The sequence below is a fragment of the Cellulosimicrobium sp. Marseille-Q4280 genome (assembly GCF_943181405.1).
Classification (GTDB): domain Bacteria; phylum Actinomycetota; class Actinomycetes; order Actinomycetales; family Cellulomonadaceae; genus Cellulosimicrobium.
Genome location: NZ_CALPBY010000001.1, coordinates 618,802 through 638,396, shown reverse-complemented (window position 1 = coordinate 638,396; position 19,595 = coordinate 618,802). Strand labels below are relative to the sequence as shown.

18 protein-coding genes and 1 riboswitch are annotated in these 19,595 nt (G+C 74.0%); of the genes, 5 read left to right on the top strand and 13 right to left on the bottom strand.

The window, feature by feature from the left end; genetic code table 11:
• Positions 1-12: 12 nt before the first annotated feature.
• The 4 genes from NFS20_RS02830 to NFS20_RS02815 all read right to left on the bottom strand — a co-directional run bounded on the left by NFS20_RS02830 (position 13) and on the right by NFS20_RS02815 (position 3,439).
• Complete coding sequence (locus NFS20_RS02830) at positions 13-357, bottom strand: cupin domain-containing protein (RefSeq protein WP_251150215.1); 345 nt, start codon at positions 355-357, stop codon at positions 13-15.
• Between the two features lie 92 nt (positions 358-449).
• Entirely contained in the window at positions 450-1,388 is a 939-nt protein-coding gene (locus NFS20_RS02825) for a universal stress protein (protein WP_251150214.1), read from the bottom strand.
• 174 nt (positions 1,389-1,562) lie between these two features.
• A complete protein-coding gene (locus NFS20_RS02820) occupies positions 1,563-2,318 on the bottom strand; it encodes a C40 family peptidase (protein ID WP_251150213.1) in 756 nt (251 codons plus the stop codon).
• A gap of 50 nt (positions 2,319-2,368) precedes the next feature.
• A riboswitch (cyclic di-AMP (ydaO/yuaA leader) is annotated at positions 2,369-2,529 on the bottom strand.
• Between the two features lie 202 nt (positions 2,530-2,731).
• Complete coding sequence (locus NFS20_RS02815) at positions 2,732-3,439, bottom strand: iron-dependent transcriptional repressor DtxR (protein WP_251150212.1); 708 nt, start codon at positions 3,437-3,439, stop codon at positions 2,732-2,734.
• Between the two features lie 149 nt (positions 3,440-3,588).
• Here NFS20_RS02815 and serC point away from each other — a divergent pair, with 149 nt between their 5' ends.
• From serC to NFS20_RS02800, 3 genes are all read left to right on the top strand, one after another.
• The gene (serC, locus tag NFS20_RS02810) at positions 3,589-4,746 is read left to right on the top strand and encodes a phosphoserine transaminase (RefSeq protein WP_251150211.1); all 1,158 of its coding nucleotides are present in this window, start codon (positions 3,589-3,591) and stop codon (positions 4,744-4,746) included.
• An 87-nt stretch (positions 4,747-4,833) separates the two neighbouring features.
• Positions 4,834-5,208, top strand: coding sequence for an ArsR/SmtB family transcription factor (locus tag NFS20_RS02805; protein WP_251150210.1), 375 nt, complete (start codon positions 4,834-4,836; stop codon positions 5,206-5,208).
• Positions 5,205-6,266, top strand: coding sequence for a cation diffusion facilitator family transporter (locus NFS20_RS02800; protein WP_251150209.1), 1,062 nt, complete (start codon positions 5,205-5,207; stop codon positions 6,264-6,266). The genes NFS20_RS02805 and NFS20_RS02800 overlap by 4 nt, the downstream gene beginning before the upstream one ends.
• 96 nt (positions 6,267-6,362) lie before the next feature.
• Here NFS20_RS02800 and NFS20_RS02795 read toward each other — a convergent pair whose 3' ends face one another.
• The 5 genes from NFS20_RS02795 to NFS20_RS02775 form a co-directional block, all read right to left on the bottom strand.
• Positions 6,363-7,709 carry an MFS transporter gene (locus NFS20_RS02795; RefSeq protein WP_251150208.1) on the bottom strand — a complete coding sequence of 449 codons (1,347 nt, stop codon included), beginning with the start codon at positions 7,707-7,709 and terminating at the stop codon, positions 6,363-6,365.
• Positions 7,706-8,164 carry a MarR family winged helix-turn-helix transcriptional regulator gene (locus NFS20_RS02790; RefSeq protein ID WP_251150207.1) on the bottom strand — a complete coding sequence of 153 codons (459 nt, stop codon included), beginning with the start codon at positions 8,162-8,164 and terminating at the stop codon, positions 7,706-7,708. Before NFS20_RS02790 ends, NFS20_RS02795 begins: the two co-directional genes overlap by 4 nt.
• A 503-nt stretch (positions 8,165-8,667) precedes the next feature.
• On the bottom strand, positions 8,668-10,143 hold the full coding sequence (locus NFS20_RS02785) for an NCS2 family permease (protein WP_251150206.1): 1,476 nt from the start codon (positions 10,141-10,143) through the stop codon (positions 8,668-8,670).
• Between the two features lie 67 nt (positions 10,144-10,210).
• A complete protein-coding gene (locus NFS20_RS02780) occupies positions 10,211-10,894 on the bottom strand; it encodes a hypothetical protein (protein ID WP_251150205.1) in 684 nt (227 codons plus the stop codon).
• A 17-nt stretch (positions 10,895-10,911) separates the two neighbouring features.
• Positions 10,912-12,429: a sugar transferase gene (locus NFS20_RS02775; protein WP_251150204.1), complete on the bottom strand. Its 1,518-nt coding sequence runs from the start codon at positions 12,427-12,429 to the stop codon at positions 10,912-10,914.
• Positions 12,430-12,808: 379 nt separating this feature from the next.
• Between NFS20_RS02775 and NFS20_RS02770 the strand changes: the two genes are divergently transcribed.
• Entirely contained in the window at positions 12,809-13,117 is a 309-nt protein-coding gene (locus NFS20_RS02770) for a DUF2530 domain-containing protein (protein WP_251150203.1), read from the top strand.
• 22 nt (positions 13,118-13,139) lie between these two features.
• On the opposite strand, the gene NFS20_RS02765 is transcribed toward NFS20_RS02770, so the two are convergent.
• The 4 genes from NFS20_RS02765 to NFS20_RS02750 all read right to left on the bottom strand — a co-directional run bounded on the left by NFS20_RS02765 (position 13,140) and on the right by NFS20_RS02750 (position 18,444).
• The gene (locus NFS20_RS02765) at positions 13,140-16,328 is read right to left on the bottom strand and encodes a sacsin N-terminal ATP-binding-like domain-containing protein (RefSeq protein ID WP_251150202.1); all 3,189 of its coding nucleotides are present in this window, start codon (positions 16,326-16,328) and stop codon (positions 13,140-13,142) included.
• On the bottom strand, positions 16,325-17,221 hold the full coding sequence (locus NFS20_RS02760) for a DUF3027 domain-containing protein (protein WP_251150201.1): 897 nt from the start codon (positions 17,219-17,221) through the stop codon (positions 16,325-16,327). Before NFS20_RS02760 ends, NFS20_RS02765 begins: the two co-directional genes overlap by 4 nt.
• A 2-nt stretch (positions 17,222-17,223) precedes the next feature.
• The gene (locus tag NFS20_RS02755; protein ID WP_251150583.1) at positions 17,224-17,607 is read right to left on the bottom strand and encodes a cold-shock protein; all 384 of its coding nucleotides are present in this window, start codon (positions 17,605-17,607) and stop codon (positions 17,224-17,226) included.
• Positions 17,608-17,700: 93 nt separating this feature from the next.
• Positions 17,701-18,444, bottom strand: coding sequence for a TetR/AcrR family transcriptional regulator (locus NFS20_RS02750; RefSeq protein ID WP_251150200.1), 744 nt, complete (start codon positions 18,442-18,444; stop codon positions 17,701-17,703).
• A 120-nt stretch (positions 18,445-18,564) separates the two neighbouring features.
• Here NFS20_RS02750 and NFS20_RS02745 point away from each other — a divergent pair, with 120 nt between their 5' ends.
• The gene (locus NFS20_RS02745; protein ID WP_251150199.1) at positions 18,565-19,497 is read left to right on the top strand and encodes an NAD-dependent epimerase/dehydratase family protein; all 933 of its coding nucleotides are present in this window, start codon (positions 18,565-18,567) and stop codon (positions 19,495-19,497) included.
• Positions 19,498-19,595 lie beyond the last annotated feature (98 nt).

Below are 19,595 nucleotides of genomic sequence, written 5' to 3'. Positions count from 1 at the left end.
CCGGCACACCGGTCACGCCTCGGCGCCGGCGACCTCGATGCCGTCCGAAGCCTCCACGATCGTCACGACGACGTCCGTCAGCGCCCACGTCCGGTGGACCTCGCCGGCAGCCCAGTGGACGGCGTCACCGGTGTCGAGCCGGGCATCGGCACCGTCCCCGCCCTCGACCCGGGCCCTGCCGCTCACGACCGTCATCACCTGGTCCACCGTCGCCGGGTGGGCTCCGATGCTGCCTCCCGCAGCGATCCGCGCGACGTGCACGACCGCCGGACCGAGCGCGCGTCCGACCGGCACGAGCTCGACGCCCGCACTTCCGAACCGAGTCAAGGGGTGAGCACCCAGGCGATGGATCTGCATCGCCGCATCCTCGCAGGTGGTCCCCCCACCGAGAAGTGAGTCTCCCCCGGACCAGCAGAGGATGGCCCGACCGCGGTACTCCCTCGGCAGCCTCAGCCCGACTCGACCACGTCGTCGCACTTCTTCGTCACGACCATGACGGGGCACGCGGAGTGGTGGAGCACGGCCTGGCTCGTCGACCCGAGCAGCAGGCCGCGGAACCCCCCGCGACCGCGGGACCCGACGATGATCAGGTCGGACGCGGTGGAGAACTCGGTGAGGAGCTCGGCGCCGGTCCCGTCGAGCACGATGCGCTTGATGGTCAGCCCCGGGTTCTCGGCCTCGTGCCGGGCGATGATGACGTTGAGCCCCTCGGTGACGTCGGCGAGCACCTGCTCGTGGTCGATGGACGCGGGGAGCCACGCCAGCAACCCGGCGCCCGCACCGACCGGCACCCCGGCGACCGCGACGAGCTCGGCGTCCCACGCGCGGGCCTGGCGGATCGCGTGCCGCAGGGCGATCTCGGCCGACGGCGACCCGTCGACGCCCACGACGATGCGGCGCAGCGGGGTGACGACCGGCAGCTCCTCCGTCGCGGCGTCGTCGCCCTTGGTCCGGGCGCGGAACGGGACGACGACCGTGGGGCAGTGCGCGTGCGCCGGGAGCGCGGAGGACACGGTGCCGAGCAGCCGCTCGGTGAACCCGCCGCGGCCACGGGTCCCGACGACGACGAGCGAGTGGTCGCGGGACATCTCGACGAGCACACCCGCGGCGTCACCCGTCGTGACCGTGGCGGTGACGCGCACCCCCGCGGCGTCGGCGCGCGCCCGTGCTTCCTCGAGCACCGCCCTGGCACCCTCCTGGATGGCGCTGTCGTCGAGCGCGGCGTACCCGCCGTCGAGGGACGCCGCAGTGAACGACGGCAGCGAGTAGGTGCAGACCACGTGGAGCGACCAGCCGACGCGCAGCGCGTACGCGGCCGCCCAGTCGAGGGCGTGCAGGCTGGGCGCCGAGCCGTCGACGCCGACCAGGACGGTCTCCGTGCGGGTCATGGGTGACTCTCCTCTCGACGGCCGCGTGCCGTCCGGCGACCGACGTCGCCGAGGCGCCCCGGGCAGAACCTCCACCGCAGGTCACGAACGAGTCAAGAATGCCACGAACCCCGCCCCTACGCGACGACTCGCGGAGGGACGGGGCTCGTGTGACGTGCTGCGCTGCGCCGTGGGTCAGGCGACGCGGATGAACGTCGGGTTCGACTGCCAGATCTGACGGAACTGGATGGTCTTGCCCGGACGCGGCGCGTCGATCTGCATGTTGTCGCCGGCGTAGATCGAGATGTGGCCCGGCGTCCAGATCAGGTCGCCCGGCTGCGCCTCGGAGCGCGGGACCTTGGTGCCGACGGAGCCCTGCGCGCCCGACGTGCGGGGGAGGCTGATGCCGACCTGCGCGTAGACGTAGCTCGTGAAGCCGGAGCAGTCGAAGCCGTCGGGCGTGGTGCCGCCGTAGACGTACGGGACGCCGACGTAGCGCGCCGCGATCGAGACGATCGTGCTGCCGTAGGCCGACGCCGGGACGGCGACCGCGGCCTCTTCCTGGGCGGGCGCCTCGGCAACGGTCTGCGTCGACTCACGCTCCTGCGTGCGGCTCGTGCTCTGGGTCCGCTCGACGACGGGCTCGGGCTCGGGCTCCGGCTCGGGGGCCGGCGTCACCGTCACCGGTGCGGCCTCGATCGAGAACGCGGCGTCGGCCGCGACCGTCACGGTCGGCGCGGCCTCGAGGGCCTGGCGCGCCTGCGCGGTCAGTGCGCTGAGGTCGACCGAGTTGAGCTTCGGCTCCGTGTCGACGGGGGCTGCGGTCGCGGGAGCGGCAGCGCCGATCATCGAGACGATGAGACCGGAGGACGCGGCGACGACGGCGGTGCGGCGCCCGACGGTCGACATCTGGTCCGAGGCGGCCTGGGCGATGGTGCTGAGTGGCGTCATAGGACGCCGCGCCGCGCGGTGGCGGGCGCGAGTCGAGCTCACGGTCACGTGTTGCCTCTCCTGGACGCCTGCGAGGTCAGCTGTCGGGTTCGGGTGGGAGATACACCCGGCCTGACGGACCGAGGTCCGTCGGGCTTCACCCCAAGGACGCTGTCTCCAGCGCCCGGATTTGGGTCCCCCGTCCCTGTCGTCGGGTTGTCGTGAACCTCGGGCAGCGACAGGGTTAGGCGTTCCGCTCGAGGACTCCGCCGGACAGGTCTTCCGATGGAGCAGCACCGACCGTACAGGACACCCTGCCAAATGTCACGTTCCCATCACGGCCCTCGGGAGCCGTCGCTCCAGGGCAGCCCACGAGATCGCGTTCCTGCTGGTCAGGGCGCCATGGGAGCGCTACCCCGGTCGGGGGACGCGGGTCAGCCCTGCGCGACGAACAGGTGGCGCGCGATCTCCTCGGGGAGGTCCAGGACGATCTCGGACCCCTTGCCCTGGACCACGAGACCGCCGCTCGCCGGACGCACGAGCAGCGTCCGGCGCGGGAGCACCCCGGCCTCCGCGAACCGCGCCAGGAGCTCGACGTCCACCTGGATCGGCTCGGCGATGCGCTGCAGGACGACCTCGACCTCGACGTCGCCCGTCGCGCGCTGCGCGACGTACGCGGGCAGGGGGACGACGCCGTCGAGGAACTCCACGCCCTCGAACTGCTCGCCCAGCTCCGCGAGCCCCGGGATCGGGTTCCCGTAGGGGTCGAAGTGCGGGTGGTCGAGCAGCCCGATGAGCCGCTCCTCGACGAGCTCGCTCATGACGTGCTCCCAGCGGCACGCCTCCGTGTGCACGTGCTCCCAGTCGAGCTTGATGACGTCGGTGAGCAGGCGCTCCGCGAGGCGGTGCTTGCGCATCACGCGCGTCGCCTTGTCGTTGCCCGCCGGCGTGAGCTCGAGGTGCCGGTCCCCCGTGACGACGACGAGGCCGTCGCGCTCCATGCGCGCGACCGTCTGCGACACCGTGGGGCCCGAGTGCCCGAGGCGCTCCGCGATGCGCGCGCGGAGGGGTGTGATGCCCTCCTCGACGAGCTCGTAGATCGTCTTCAGATACATCTCGGTGGTATCGATCAGATCGGTCACGTCGCGCTCCCTGTCGTCCGTCGGCTGGGGGACAGTCTATGGCGATCCCCTGACGCGTTCCGGGGAGAATCCCGGAAGAACGAGCGCCGTCGCCCCACGCCCCCCGGACGCCGCCGAGCCCGCGCCTCGCGCGCGCGTAGGGTGACGCTGTGACCGAGCACGCATCGCCCGCCGACACCACCGCCCAGATCACGATCCCCGCGGACCTGCTCCCGGCCGACGGCCGGTTCGGGTCCGGGCCGAGCAAGGTGCGCGCCGCCCAGGTACGTGCCGTGTCCGACGCCGGCACGTCGCTCCTCGGCACGTCGCACCGGCAGGCGCCGGTGAGGTCGCTCGTGCGGCGTTCGCGCGAGGGCCTCGGGGAGCTCTTCAGCCTCCCCGAGGGGTACGAGGTCGTGCTGGGCAACGGCGGGTCCACGACGTTCTGGGACGTCGCGACGGCCTGCCTCGTGCGCCGCAGGGCGCAGCACGCGGCCTTCGGGGAGTTCGGTGCGAAGTTCGCGGCCGCGACGACGGCGGCCCCCTTCCTCGATCCGTCCCAGGTGATCACGGCCCCGCCGGGCACGGTCGCCCACCCCGAGCCCGCCGACGACGTCGACGTGCACGCGTGGCCCCACAACGAGACGTCGACCGGAGCCATGGCACCGGTGCGCCGCGTCCCCGGCTCGCGCGAGCGCGGCGCCCTCACGCTCGTCGACGCGACGTCGGGCGCCGGCGCGCTGCCGGTCGACGTCGCGGAGACCGACGTCTACTACTTCGCGCCGCAGAAGGTCTTCGGGTCCGACGGCGGCCTGTGGCTCGCGCTGTGCTCGCCCGACGCGCTCGCGCGCGCGGAGGAGGTCGAGTCGAGCGGGACGCGCTGGGTGCCCGAGTCGCTCTCCCTCCGCACCGCCGCGGCGAACTCGCGCCAGGACCAGACCCTCAACACCCCGGCCGTCGCGACGCTCGTCATGCTCGCGGAGCAGGTCGAGTGGCTCCTCGCCCAGGGCGGCCTCGCCTGGGCCGCCGCACGCTCCGCCGAGTCGGCCACCCACCTCTACGGCTGGGCCGAGGCCCGCGAGTGGGCCACGCCCTTCGTCGCGAACCCCGCCGAGCGCTCGACCGTCGTCGGCACGATCGACCTCGACGACTCGGTCGACGCCACCCAGGTGGTCGCGACGCTCCGCGCGAACGGGATCCTCGACGTCTTCCCCTACCGCAAGCTGGGCCGCAACCAGCTCCGCGTGGCCATGTTCCCCGCCATCGACCCCGACGACGTCCGCGCCCTCACGGCGTGCGTCGACCACGTCGTCGACCGCCTGGCCTGACCCTTCCGTCGCCGCAAGACGCTGGACCGGCAGTCCCCCGACGCAACGGCTCGAGCAGCCGCTCGGGGCGAGGGCTAATATCTGCGTATGCACGCAGATAAGCAGGATTGCACGTTCGGGGTCGACAGCCAGTACGTCGAGCTCGCGGCGGAGGTGTTCTCGCTCCTCGCGGACCCGACGCGGGTGCGCATCATCCTGGCGCTGCGTGGTGGCGAGCAGTCGGTGAGCGCCCTCGCCGAGACGGTCGGGAAGGCACCGACCGCGGTCTCCCAGCACCTCGCGAAGCTGCGCTGGGGCCGGATCGTGCGCACTCGTCAGGACGGGACCCGGGTGTTCTACTCCCTGGTCGACGAGCACGCACGGAACCTCGTGACGCAGGCGGTGTTCCAGGCGCAGCACGCCGTGGACGACCAGCCCGCCCACCACGAGGCACACCCGAGCCACGTCGGGGACGCGTCGTGACCGCGACCCGTCGCCATCCGCACACGGACCCGTCGGCCCACCCCGAGCACGGGCACGACCACCCGCGCGACGAGCACACGCACGAGCACGAGCACGCCACCGGGTTCAAGGGCTGGTTGCACGAGGTGTTCGTGCCCCACTCGCACGACGCTGCGGACTCGATCGACGACGCGCTCGAGGCCAGCGGGCAGGGCATCCGCGCAGTCAAGGTCAGCCTCGTCGTGCTGGGCCTCACCGCGGCCGCCCAGCTCGCGATCGTCGCGATCAGCGGGTCGGTCGCGCTCCTGGCCGACACGATCCACAACTTCTCCGACGCCCTGACCGCCGTCCCGCTGTGGATCGCGTTCGTCCTCGGTCGTCGCGCCGCCACCACCCGCTACACCTACGGGTACGGACGCGCCGAGGACCTGGCCGGGCTGTTCATCGTCGCGATGATCGCTCTGTCCGCCGTCGTCGCCGGCGTGGAGTCCGTGCGCCGCCTGGCGGACCCCCAGCCGCTGGACAACCTCGGTTGGGTGCTCGCCGCCGGCATCATCGGATTCGTCGGCAACGAGGCCGTCGCGGTCTACCGCATCCGCGTCGGGCGACGCATCGGCTCCGCAGCACTCGTCGCCGACGGCGTGCACGCGCGCACCGACGGGTTCACCTCCCTCGCCGTCGTGCTCGGCGTGATCGGCGTCTGGGCGGGGTTCCCTCTCGCAGACCCGATCGTCGGCCTCTCCATCACCGCCGCGATCCTCGTCCTGCTCTGGGGTACCGCACGCGACGTCGGACGCCGCCTCCTCGACGGCGTCGACCCCGACCTCACCCACCGCGCACGACACGCACTCGAGCACGTCCCGGACCTCGGGCGCGCCACCGACGTCCGGCTGCGCTGGTCCGGCCACCGCCTCGCCGTCCAGGCCCGCGTCGAGCTCCCGCCGGACACCACTCTCGCGGCCGCCACCCGAGCCACCAGCGAGGCCACGCGAGCGCTGCGCCGCGCGCTACCCGCCGTCGGAGACGTCGACATCACCACCACCGCGAGCATCTCTTCACAGGACCTCGTCAGCACGTAGCATCACGCCGGCCACACGTGGTGCGACGACCGCTGGAATCCGCCCGTGGGTGGTCGGGGGCGCTCGCCACCCAGCCCGACCACACGCGCAGTGCGTTCAGGCCGCGCGCGCCGCTTCCTGCGCGTCCTCGGTGCCGAGCCGACGCTTCGTCTCCGCGCGAGCGCCGGTCTCGACGGGTGTGCCCGCGTCGAGGTAGCGCACGAGGAGGTGAGGGCGCTGCAGGACGCGGTAGCGCACCTCGAGGCGCCAGTTGCGCACGGCCCACACGGCCGCGCCGACGGCGACGAGCGCCGCGGTGATGGACCCGATGCCGATGGCCCAGCGGGGCCCCCAGGCCTCGGCGACCCAGCCGATGAGAGGCGACCCGACCGGCGTCGCGCCGAGGAACACGATCATGTAGAGCGACATGACGCGCCCGCGCATGACGGGGTCGACGGACATCTGGATGGTCGAGTTCGCCGCGGTCATCATGGTGAGCGACGCGAGCCCGACGGGGATGCACGCGACGGCGAAGCTCGGGTAGGTCGGCATGAGCGCCATGACCCCCGTGGCGACCGCGAACCCGAACGCGGAGCCGATGACGAGGCGCACGCGCGGCCGTTCGCGCCGCGCGGCGAGGAGCGCGCCGGTGAGCGAACCGATCGCGAGGATCGACCCGAGGATGCCGTACTCCCCCGGGCCCATGCCGAACTCGACCTTGGCCATCATCGCGGAGGTGAGCTGGAAGTTGAGACCGAACGTCGACACGACGCCGACGACGACCATGATGACGATGATGTCGCTCCGGCCGCGCACGTACCGGATGCCCTCGCGGATCTGCCCCTTCTGCCGGGAGGCGCTCGGCATCGGATGCAGCTCGCGCGTCCGCATGTAGCCGAGCGCGAGGATCGTCGCGGCGAAGGTCACGCCGTTGATGACGAAGATCCAGCCGGAGCCGACGACGGCGATGAGCAGGCCGGCCACGCCGGGGCCCACGAGGCGTGCGGCGTTGAACGACGCGCTGTTGAGCCCGACGGCGTTGGACAGCTTGTCGGCGGGGACCATCTCGGCGACGAACGTCTGGCGCACGGGGTTGTCGAACGCGGACACGACGCCCAGCAGCGTCGCGAACACGTACACGTGCCAGAGCTGGACGTGCCCGGACAGCACGAGCGCACCGAGTCCCAGCGCGAGCAGGCCCATGGCGCTCTGCGTGGCCATGAGGAGCCGACGGCGCGGGAGCCGGTCGGCGAGGACGCCCGCCCAGGCGGACAGCGCGAGGACGGGGGCGAACTGCAGCGCGGTGACGACGCCGACGGCGATGCCGGACTCGTCCGTGAGGTCGGTCAGGACGAGCCAGTCCTGCGCGACGCGCTGCATCCACGTGCCGATGTTGGCGACGAGCGCGGCACCGAACCAGACGCGGTAGTTGAAGTACTTCAGGGAGGAGAACGTCGCGCTCATCGGGCGGCGATCCTGATCAACAGCTCACTGGCGCGGGCCAAGGTCTCTCTCTCGTCGGGGGTGAGGGTGGTCAGCTGCTGCGTGAGCCACGCATCGCGTCGGCGCCGCGTCTCCTTGACCTCGTGCACGCCGACGTCGGTCAGGCGGACGACGACCTGGCGCCGGTCGGTCTCGTGCTCGACCTTCTCGACGAGACCGAGCTCGACGAGCCGGTTCACGGCCCGCGTCATGGACGGCGGGCGGACGCGCTCGTGCTCGGCGAGCGCGCCGGGCGACATGGCGCCGTGCTTGTGCAGGACGGTGAGGACGCCGAACTGCCCTTCGGGGAGGTCGGCCTCGCCGCGCTGGGAGCGCAGCCGCCGGGAGATGCGCGTCAGCGCGACGCGGAGCTCGCCGCCGAGGGTGGCGGGCCGGCACTGGCTCCGGGTCGGGGCAGTGGGATCCGCAGCAGGCATGATCATTACCCTAACTCATTACCTCGGGTAATGAAAGAGACCCGGGTCGCCGTCGGCAGGAGCGAGCGCGGGTGGGACCCGGGTCAGCGGGTGGGACCCGGGTCAGAGGACGTACGCGACCGCGTGCGTGACCGGGGGTCGGTACGTCGAGAGCCCCGACACGGCGTCGGCCGGGTGTCGGTGCCGCGCGCGGCAGCTCGCTGACCGTGCGCGGCGAGGGGCAGCGCGTCGACATCGACGCGCTGCGTGGCGAGCCCGGCGCGCAGCACGTCGTCGAGGCTCGCCATGACCTCCACAGGCACCCGGCCGGGTGCCTGTGCACGAGGTCCAGCAGGCTGCCCGCGGGTCGGCCGTCGGCCTCCAGGCCCAGGAGGTCCTGGAGGGCCGACGGCGATCCCCGGTCGTCGCGCTGGACGGTGCGGTCGAGCCGGTAGGGCGCAAGCGTCCCCCGCGCCGCGCTCACCGCCCCAGCGGCGACTCGACCACCGTCCGACGCACCGGCCCTACAGGCCGAGCGCCTCGCGGATCGGGCCGAGCAGGAAGTACACGACGAACATCGCCGACGAGACCCACATGAGCGGGTGGATGGCCCGGACCTTGCCCAGCGCGAGCTTGATGAGCACGAACGCGAGGAAGCCCGCACCGATGCCGTCCGCGATCGAGTAGGTGAACGGCATGACGATGATCGTGAGGAACGCCGGGATCGCGATCTCGACGTCCTTCCAGGAGATGCCCGCGATCTGGGTCATCATGAGGAACCCGACGAAGACGAGCGCCGGCGCCGCGGCCTCGTAGGGGACGAGCGCGACGAGCGGCGACAGGAACGTCGCGAGCAGGAACGCGACACCTGTGACGACCGAGGCGAGGCCGGTCCGGGCACCCTCGCCCGCACCCGTCGTCGACTCGACGAAGCTCGTGTTCGACGACACGGACCCGGCGCCACCCGCGGCCGCGGCGATGGAGTCGACGACGAGGATGGCGCGCGAGCGCGGCGGGGTGCCGTCGGCGTCGAGCAGCTTCGCCTCCGCACCGACGGCGACCATCGTGCCCATCGTGTCGAAGAAGTCGGCGAGGAGCAGCGAGAAGACCAGCAGGATGACGGTGACCGTCGCGATGTTCTCGAACGAGCCGAGCAGCGAGAACTGCCCGAGGAGGCCGAAGTCGGGGACCTGCACGACGCCGTCGAACGTCGGCGCGTTGAGGTTGAAGCCGTCCGGGTTCGAGCCGTCGGGTGCCTTCTCCCCGATGTTCAGGGTGTTCTCGAGCACGACCGCGAGGGCGGTGGCGGTGAGGATCGCGATCAGCAGCGCGCCCTTGACCTTGCGCACCCACAGCACGATGGTCAGGACGAGACCCACGACGAACACGAGGATCGGCCACGTGCCGAGGTCCCCGAGCGCGAGGAGCGTGCCGCTGCCCGCGGTGACGAAGCCGGCGTTGACGAGGCCGATGAGGGCGATGAACAGGCCGATGCCGACGCTGATCGCCGTCTTGAGCTCGACGGGGACGGCGCGGAACACGGCCTCGCGGAACCCGGTGAGCACGAGCAGCAGGATGATGAGGCCCTCGATCACCACGAGGCCCATGGCGTCGGCCCACGTCACGCCCGGCAGGGACGCGATCGAGTACGCGACGACGGCGTTGAGACCCAGCCCCGCGGCCAGACCCAGCGGGAAGTTGGCGAAGACGCCCATGGCGATGGTCATGACGCCGGCGACGAGCGCCGTCGCCGCGGCGACCTTGCCGAAGTCGGGGGCGTCGCCGCCGCCGAGGAACTGGCCCGTGCCGTCCTGCACGGTCCCGATGATGAGCGGGTTGAGCACGATGATGTACGCCATCGCGAAGAACGTCACGAGGCCCCCGCGGACCTCCGTACCGATCGTCGAGCCGCGCTCGGTGATCTTGAAGAAGCGGTCGATCGAGCTGGGGGCAGGCGGGGGCGCCTGCTCGTCCTCACGGACGGAGGTGGGGGAAGACATGGGGAGAATGCTGCCAGACGCGGGTTACGAGGGCGTAACCGGGGTAGGGTGCCCGCCGTGGCGCGCCTCACGCCGCGCCGAGCACGGCGGGGACGGGTCCTCCCACGAGCTCCGCGTGCTCGAGGCCGGCCGTCTCACGGGGCGTTCCCGCGGCGAGCTGGAGGGCGTGGAGCGCGTCGAGGATCGCCACAGCCCGCTCCCCCGGCGTGCCGCCCGGCACCCCGTACACGAGGCGGGCGGGGCGCAGCGTGTCGAGGACGGCGTGGCCGGGCCGGTGCTCGTCCGGCACCCACACGACGTCCGCGTGCACGCCGTCGGCCGCGAGCGACGCCGAGAGCCACGCGGCGGTCCCGGGCAGGACGCTCGCGCGGCCGACGACGAGGTCCCCGGGCCCCAGGTGCGGGGCGAGCTGCTCGACGGCGTCGCGCAGCATCGCCGTCCGGGCACCCGCGCGCACGTCGTCGTCCCCGACGGCCAGGCCTCCCGCGACTGCACCGGTCCCCACGGCCAGGACGTGGACCCGAGCGCCGGCGACGGCGGTCCGGTCACCGGTGACCCGCAGCCGCCCGCTCAGCAGGGCGAGGGCGAGGAGCCGCCGCAGCCGCGGCTCGGCGGTCGCGGGGAGCCCGGCACGCAGCCGCCGTCGGGCGGACGGGTCCGTCTCCAGGGCGACGACGTCGTGACCGGCTGCGGCGAGGCACGCCGCCTGGACCGCGCCTCGGCGGCCGCACCCGACGACGGAGACCCGCACGACGGACCACCTCCGCCTCAGTAGGCGCCGTGCCCGCCGAACACGGCTCGCGCCGTGCGGGCGAGGATGAGGAAGTCGCCGAAGAGGGTCCAGTTCTCGACGTAGTAGACGTCGAGCCGCACGCTCTCCTCCCACGACAGGTCCGAGCGCCCGCCCACCTGCCACAGCCCGGTGAGCCCGGGCTTGACGAGCAGACGACGGCGCACCTTCATCTCGTACTTCTGGACCTCGCTCTGCAGCGGCGGGCGCGGGCCCACGAGGCTCATGTCGCCGCGCAGCACGTTGAGCAGCTGCGGGAGCTCGTCGAGCGAGTACCGGCGCAGCACCTTGCCCACGCGCGTGACCCGCGGGTCGTCGCGCATCTTGAACAGGGGGCCCGCGCCGTCGTTCTGCTGGACGAGGGCGGCGATCTCGCGGTCCGCACCGGTCCGCATGGAGCGGAACTTGAACATCGGGAACACGCGGCCGTTGCGGCCCACGCGCTCCTGGCGGTAGAAGACCGGTCCGCGACTCGTCAGCCGTACGGCGAGCGCCACGACCACGAGGACGGGCAGCAGCACGAGGGTGATGAGCGCGGCGCCGAACCAGTCGGTGGCCGTCTTCACGACGAACCGGGGCCCCGTGAAGCGCGGTGCGTCGACGTGCAGGAGCGCGACGCTCTCGGCAGGGGTGATGGTGATGCGCGGCCCGGCCACGTCGGCGAGCTCCGCGGTCAGCATGAGGTCCACGCCGTAGGGCTCGAGCTCCCAGCCGAGCCGTCGCACGACGTCGGCCGTGATCGCGTCGGAGCCGGAGACCGCGACGATGTCGGCGTCGACCCTCGCGGCGACCTCGCCGGCGTCGCGCAGGGAACCGAGCACGGGGATCCCGCTGACGGTCTCCCCCTCCTCGATGCGCCCGGACGGGACGCACACCCCGACGACGCGGTAGCCCGACTCGGACCGGCCGTTGAGGTCGCGGATGAGCCGCTGAGCCTGCTCGCGGTGACCGATGGCGAGGACCGCGGAGCGTGCGAGCCCGTGGGCGCGCTGCCGGTGGAGCCACTGCCGCCACGCGTAGCGCCCGAGCAGGACTCCGCCGAGACCGATGGGGAACGCGAAGGCGAGGTAGCCGCGGGCCTCCTGGAATCGCAGGAGGAAGGCGAGGACCGCCAGCACGGCGAAGAGCCGCCACGACGCGTCGAAGACACGGTGGTACTCCGTGGCCCCGCTGCCCAGCACCCGCGGGTCGCGGGTGCGGGTGGCGACGAGCGACACGGACCACGCGACGCCGATGAGGACGCTGAGGACGACGTACGGGACGTGGACGTTGCTACGGACCGGGTCCGAGAGGAACTGCTCCCACCGCATGAAGTAGGCGACGAGGACGGCGACGGCGACGGCGACGGTGTCGGTGAGCAGGAGACGGCGACGGTAGGCGACCTGCCAGTCCCGGTCCGTGAACGCCGCCCGGGCCGCCCGGACCCTCGCTGCGGGCGAGACGCCGAGGAGGGAACGCAGCCCGCGTCGTGTGTCGTGCTCGACGTCGTGGGACACGTGTCCACCTCCTGACTCCTGATACCCCTGCATGGCGACTCATCCTAGGTTCGTCGAAGTAGTAGAAAGCGAATTCTCATCGGCTTTCACCCGGGTGAGATGATCACCGCGCTGCACGATCCTTCGAACCTCGCAGGCCCAGGATTGCAACGTTTCCTGCAGCCGCCGGGTCGGAGTGAAAGAGTTTGGACAGTCGTCCAGTCCAGGTGTTCTGCCTCGAGATACCCGGCCGTGCGCGGAGGCACGTCGCCTCGTCTCGCCGCAGCGTCGCGGCGGGCCGGTCGGCGACGCTGGAGATCATCACACCAGGTAAGACATCCCAGACCGCCCTCTGTGACGGGCATCACCGGGTGAAAAGGCCCGCCGGTACGATGGCGACGTGCCCACGTTCGTCACGCTCCTGCTCCACCCCGACCGCCGCCGGCCCGAGCCTGCGCCCCTGCGCGTGGACCTGCGCGCCGTGATCCTGTGGGGCGTCGCGCTGTGGGGGGCGGCCCTGCTGGTGTGCGTCGTGCTCCTCGCGACGGGCATGCCCACGGCCCGCGGTGTCGCGACGTGCGTCGTCGGTCTCGCGCTCGGAGGCATCGGCCTGTGGTGGGAGCGCGGGCACCGCGAGAGCTACCGTGCCGGCACCGCCGAGCTCCCCGTCGTCCCGCGCGACGACCGTCGGGACCGCACGACCGGCTGACCCCGGCAGAGCTCGGCGCCGCTCACCCTGCGTCGTCCCAGAACGACGACGCCACGGCCCGCTCGGCGCTCTCCGGGTCGCGCAGCACCTCCTCGACCAGGTGCCGCAGGGCGAACCTCCCCGCCGCCGCGGCGAGCGCGGGCGCGAGGGCACGGGGCTCGCCGACGTGCACGGCCACCGCCGGCCCTGAGCCCACGACCCACCACGGCACCCGGACCCCCTGCACCCGCAGGTCCGCGTGCTCGGTCCACGTCCCTGGCGCGTCGGGCAGGATCCGGCGCACCGACACGGGGACCTCGCGCGGCGCGGCCGCGCCGTCGGTCGGCGGGGTAGGCGGCAGGCCCACGCCGTCGGGTCGTGGGGCCGGGGACGCGACGGCGACGTCGAGCAGGTCGGCGACGGCGCCCACCAGGTCCGCGGGCGCCGGGACCACCGGGCGCAGCGGAGACCACATCGGGTCCGCCGCGACCACGACCTCGGCCGCGTCCGCGACCTCCACACCCCGCGGACCGATCGCCGGCAGCCGGTCCGGGGCCGGGTCCAGCTCCTCTCCGCGCCCCGCCAGCCCCGCGAGCGCGCGCCACACCGCGACGGCGTCGTCGGCGTCGAGCCGTGACCCGACGTCAGGCAGCGCGTCCAGCAGCCCGACCCACTCGACCGGCGTGAGCCCGCCGAGGCGTCGCACACCGCCGAGCGCGACGAGGACCTCCTCGTCGAGCGCGGCGAGCTCAGGCGGGGCCCGGCGCAGGAGGGGGACGTCGCCGAGCGCGAAGGGCCCGCCCAGCTCCTCGCGCAGCCACCACGCCGTGTACGACGGTGCTTCCCGCCCGCCCGGCGCCCGCACCGGCTCGAGCAGCGCGGCCCGGGTGGCAGGGTCGGCGGCGATCGCCGCGAGGACCTCGGTCCAGGCGTCGTCGGCGACCGCGTCGAGGTCCGCGACGGCGGCGACGTCGCCCACGAACACCCCGGCCCCGAGCGCGCGCGCCAGGTGCTCCAGGTATCCCGACCAGTCCGACAGCCAGCCCTCCGCGCCGTGCGGCGCGAGCACCGGGTCCTCGCCGGGCGACGGGGTGAGGACGTCGCGCACCCGGTGCACGGTCGGCCCGACGACGACCCCCACCGCCCGCAGCACGGGCTCGCCCCACCGCTCGACCACGTCCGCACCCACCGGGTCGAGGGCGAGGACACGGCTCGCCCACGAGCCCGGCAGGACGAGCGACCGCGCCGCCGCCGTCTCGCCGTCCCCGGTCGCGAGCGGCAGCTCCCCCCACCAGAACGGCGCGGCGTCGAGACCTGTCGCCACCGCCGCTGCGACGAGCGCGAGCAGGGGCCCGACCGCCGCCGTGACGTCGTCGCCGTCGTCGGACGCAGCCGCCGCAGCGAGCACGCGCGCGCGGACCGCGTCGTCGGCGACGAGGTCGCGCACAGAGGCCCGGCGGGCGCCGAGGCGCTCGAGGAGCGGGTGCGCCGCCTCCGGGTCGACGACGCGCAGGCCCAGCACCGCGCCGTCGTGCGCGGTGAGGGCGGGCAGGGCGCCAGGCGCGTCGAGGTCCTCGGGCGCGTCGAGCAGGACGAGCCCACGCGCCCCGCGCACGGTGCGGCCGTCGGCCAGGGGCACGGGGACAGCACCGAGCGCCTCCCGCACGGCCGGGTCCGCGGAGTGCGGTGCGAGCGCGTCGTAGAGGGCGCGCCAGCCGTCGCGGCCGACCGGGGTCCGGAGATCGTCGACGACGTCCGCGAGATCGAGCACCTCCACCCCGAGGGAACGGGCGACCGGCACGAGGTGCCGCGGCACCGCGACGAGGTCGGGCACGCCGAGCACCCCGAGGACGGCCGGGTCGGCACCGACGTCCCCGCTCAGCACCCGCGCGTCGGCGGGACGGACCAGGTGACGTGAGCCCGCGACGGGGAGGAGCGGCGTGCGTCGCAGGGCGTCCGCGGCCGCGTCACGCACGAGTGCGTCGACGGCGCCCGCGGGCAGCCCCGTCGGCACGAGCCCGAGGACGTCGGCCCCGCGTCGCGTCGCCTCCGCCCCGAGCAGCTCCGCGTACGCCTCGCCCGCGCGGCGCGCCACGTGCTCGGTCAGGGCTCCCGGGGACACGTGCCGGCGCGACGGGTCGAGCGGGAACGACGCGAGCAGCAGCGCAGGGAAGGTCGCAGGCTCGTCGGTGGGCGTGGGAGCGTGCACGACACGCAGCAGCTCGCGACCGCTCGACGGCTCTGCCGCGTGCAGCATGTCGCCGGCGCCCGACGGCGGCGGCTCCGGGAGGTTCCCGCCCTCCGGACGTGCGGCGTCGTGCGGGAGTGCCCACGTGACCGTCCAGCCGCTCCGCGACCGCTCCTCGACCGGCCTCCCGGCGAGCAGCTCCGGGTCGACCGACCCGCCGCGGCGGACCGTCGTCCACCGTTCCTCGACGTCCGCGACCCGTCGGGGCGGGCGGTCGTCGTCGTCGACGACGATCTCCTCCAGCGCGGGCAGCGCGAGCAGCAGCGGGTCGCCGACCGTCGCCAGCTCCGCCCGCACCGCGGCGAGCGCGGCCGCGTCGCGCAGCACGACCTCGACGACCGTGTCGTAGCCGTCCGGCACCACGACCGTCGCAGGGAACGGGAGCCGCAGCGCGGGAAGGCGGTCGCCGCGCCGGGCGACCTCGGTCGCGAGCGCGGCATCGTCGCGCACGACCTCCTGGAGCGCGACGCGGGTACGGTCCAGCGAGAAGCCGACGGCGCGGTCCCCGGTGCCGATGCGGATCTCGTCGGACACCGAGCGCAGCGCGGCGAACCCGACGCCGAACCGGCCGACGGTCGCCCCCGCCGCGCGCTGCTCGCCCGTGGCGGACGCCCGCAGCGCGGCGAGCGACGCCACGCCCGCGGCGTCCAGCGGCGTCCCGGTGTTGGCCGCGCGCAGCACCCAGGCCTCGTCCCCGGTGCCGGTGGTGCCGCCGTTGCCGGTGGTGCGGCCGGCCCCGGTCACGCCGGGGGTGCCCCGACGGCCCGACGGCCGCAGGGCGAGGAGCAGGCGGCCGGGCACCCCGGCGCGAGCGGCGGCGTCGGCGGCGTTCTGCGCGAGCTCGACGACCACGCGGTCCCGGTAGGACCCGTGCGCGTGGTCCTCCTCGGTGTTGGCGTCCTCGCGCAGCCGGGTCGGCGAGGACCGCCAGGCCTCGAGGACGGCGCGACGCAGCGCCGCGGTCCCGAGGGGGTCGTGGCTCACGCCCCGGGCTCGTCCTCGGCCGTTCGCGACGGCTCCGCCGACCCGGTCCCGCTCACGACGTCGGTCGTCGCGGCCGGAGGCTCGGCCGGAGCCGCCGCCTCGAGCATCGAGACGAGCTCGACGTGCATCTCGTCGATGAGCGGCGCGGCGTCGGGCCAGTCGCTCGGCTGGGGGTCGACGTCGGTCTCGGAGTGCGCGCCGCAACCGTGGTCGAGGCTCACGACCTTGCCGTCGTCGGGCGACCACGCGTTCGCGCACACGCCGAACACCTGGCCGAGCGCACCCTGGAGGGGCACGAGGAAGCCGCACGACCCGCACTCGGCCGCCGACGCGACGGCGCCACGCGTCGTCGGGCCGCGCGAGCCGCGGTACCAGCGCTCGGCGGCCTCGTCCCGGCCCTCCGGCGAGAGCACGCGCGCCCGTGCGAGCGCGAGCTCCTCGATCGCGACGGCGTCCTCCTCCTCGTCGCCGGTCGGCACGTAGCCGGGCTCGAGGCGCGGGTCGTCCGCGCGGAAGGGCAGGACGTCGCCGGGGCCCACGTCGCCGGGCCGCAGGCGCTCCGACCACGGGAGCCACGCGGGCGCGAGCAGCGCGCCGTCGCCGGGCAAGAGCTCCACCTCGCACACGGTCGCGACGCGCCCGCGCGGCACGCGTGCGAGGGTCACGGTCCAGTGCCAGCCGGAGTACCCGCGCATCGTGCACGCGAACCGGTGGGAGATGAGCCGGTCGGCCTCCGCGACCGTGCCGAGGTGCTCGCCGACGTCCTGAGGGTTCTCCGCGACCTCCTCGGCCGCGGCGCGGGCGACGTCGACGGCGCCCGTCAGGACGGCGTCGCGCGCGGCGCGCGCGGACACCCCGCGTACGCGCTCCTCGGCAGCTGCCACGGCACTCATGCTCAGGCCTCGATCTCGTCCGCGACCGCGCGCAGCACGGCGGCGACCTTCGTCGCCTTGCCCTTCTCCGGGTAGCGGCCGCGGCGCAGGCCGTTGCCGATCCCGTCGAGCTCCTTGATGAGGTCCTCCACGATCACGGCCATCTCGTCGGCCGAGCGGCGCTTCGCCTTGACGACCGACGGCGCGGGGTCGAGGAGCTTGACGGCCAGGGCCTGGGGGCCACGACGGCCGTCGGCGACGCCGAAGTCGACGCGCGCTCCGGGCTTGGGGGCGGGCGCGCCCGCGGGGAGCGCGGAGGCGTGCAGGAAGACCTCGCCGCCGTCGTCGTCGGCGATGAAGCCGAAGCCGCGCTCGGTGTCGAACCACTTGACCTTGCCGGTGGGCACGTAGACCTCGTTCGTGCTCGTAGGGACCAGAGCCATCAGGCTACCGGCCTCGTCGGGCAGTCGCCGCATCGATACCGCCCGCCGGACGGCAGCTCAGGGCGCACCGCTCCCGGGGTCGGCGGCGCGCCCGACGACGCCGAGGTCCGCGCCCAGCCGGAGCGCGACGGCGTCGAACCACGACGCGCGGTCCCCGACCGTACGCTCGAGGTGCCCGAACAGCTCGAACGAGACCGTGCCGAACAGGGTCGTCCAGGCGATGAGAGTCCGCACGACACTCTCCGTCGGCGCGTCCGGCCCGACCAGCCCGCGCGCGGCGACGTAGGCGCGGGCGTCGGCGACGAGCGCGGTGGCGTCGTCGGCGCCCTCCGGCGCCGGGAGGGGTTCTCGCCCGGCCACCCATGCGTCGCCGACGATCCGGACGAGGACCCGCACGACGCGCGTCGCGGGCTCGACGGTGTCGCGCGGCGCGGCGTAGCCGGGCACCGGCGTGCCGTAGAGCAGCGCGAAGTCGCCGGGCCGCCCGACGCACCACGCCCGCAGCGCCCGGGACGCGGCGAGCCAGCGGCCCTGGTGATCGTCCCGCGCGACGGCGGCCTCGGCGCCCTCGACGGCGGCGCCGAGCTCGTCGTAGCACTCGACGAGCAGCGCCGTGAGGAGCGCGTCGCGGCTCGGGAAGTACCGGTATACGGCCGACGAGACCATGCCGACGTCGCGCGCGACCGCCCGGAGCGAGAGGGCGCCTGGGCCGTCGGTCGCGAGCCGTGCGCGCGCGGCGTCGAGGATCTCGCGCGTCAGGGTCTCTCGGGCCAGGGCGCGGGCGTTCCGGGGTGCTGCCATGCGGTCCAGCGTGGCAGACGAGAGCGCTGCCCACCAACGAGAGCACTGCTCTTGATTTGTCCGGCGGACCGTGTCAGGCTCCTCGAAGTGAGAGCACCGCTCTCGGAAACGGAGACCGTCATGCCCAGCACCCCTCTCGACCGCCACCTCGTCGTCGGCGCGGGCCCGGTCGGCCGCCACGTCGCGGAGCTGCTCGCCGCGCGCGGGTCGTCCGTCACCGTCGTGACGCGCAGCGGGCGCGACGCGGGGATCCCCGGTGTCCGCCACGTCGCGCTCGACGCGTCCGACGCCGACGCCCTCAGCCGCCTGTCCGAGGGCTCGGACGTCCTCTACAACTGCGCGAACCCCGGCGACTACACGCAGTGGGAACGAGTCTGGCCGCCTCTCGCCGCGTCGATGCTCACGGCCGCCGGGCACAGCGGCGCGGTCTACGCGATCACGGGCAACCTCTACCCGTACGGACCCGTCGACGGCCCCATGACGGGGGACCTGCCCGACGCCGCGACCGACCACAAGGGCATGCTGCGTGCCCGCCTGTGGGCCGACGCGCTCGCCGCGCACCGGGCCGGCCGGGTCCGTGCCGTCGAGGTGCGCAGCTCCGACTTCATGGGGCCGGGTGTCGGCGGGAACGGCCACGTGTCGCGCGTCGTCCCGGCGGCGTCACGCGGGAGGAGCGTGACGATGATGGGGCGCACCGATCTGCCCCACACCTTCACCGACGTGCAGGACGCCGCGCGCACCCTCGTCGCGGCCGCAGAGGACCCCGGCGCGCACGGCCGCACGTGGCACACGCCGAGCAACGCTCCTCGCAGCCAGGCGCAGGCGCTCACGGACGTGCTCGCGAGCGTCGGGCTGCCGCCCGTGCGGGTCCGGTCGCTGCGCGGGCCGGGCCTCGCCGCCGCGGGGCTGTTCTCGCCGCTGCTCCGCGAGCTGCGCGAGCTGATCTACCAGTGGGAGCGCCCGTACGTCCTCGACGACTCGGCGGCTCGGGCGCGGTTCGGCATCGAGCCGACGCCATGGGACGAGGTGTGCCGGCGCACCGCGCGCGGCTGACGCTCCCGGGGTACGGGGAGACGGCGTGCGAAGACCCGGCACCGAGATCGGCCGGTTGGCGCGAGATCGGTCCTCTGCAGGACCGATCTCGCGTCGTC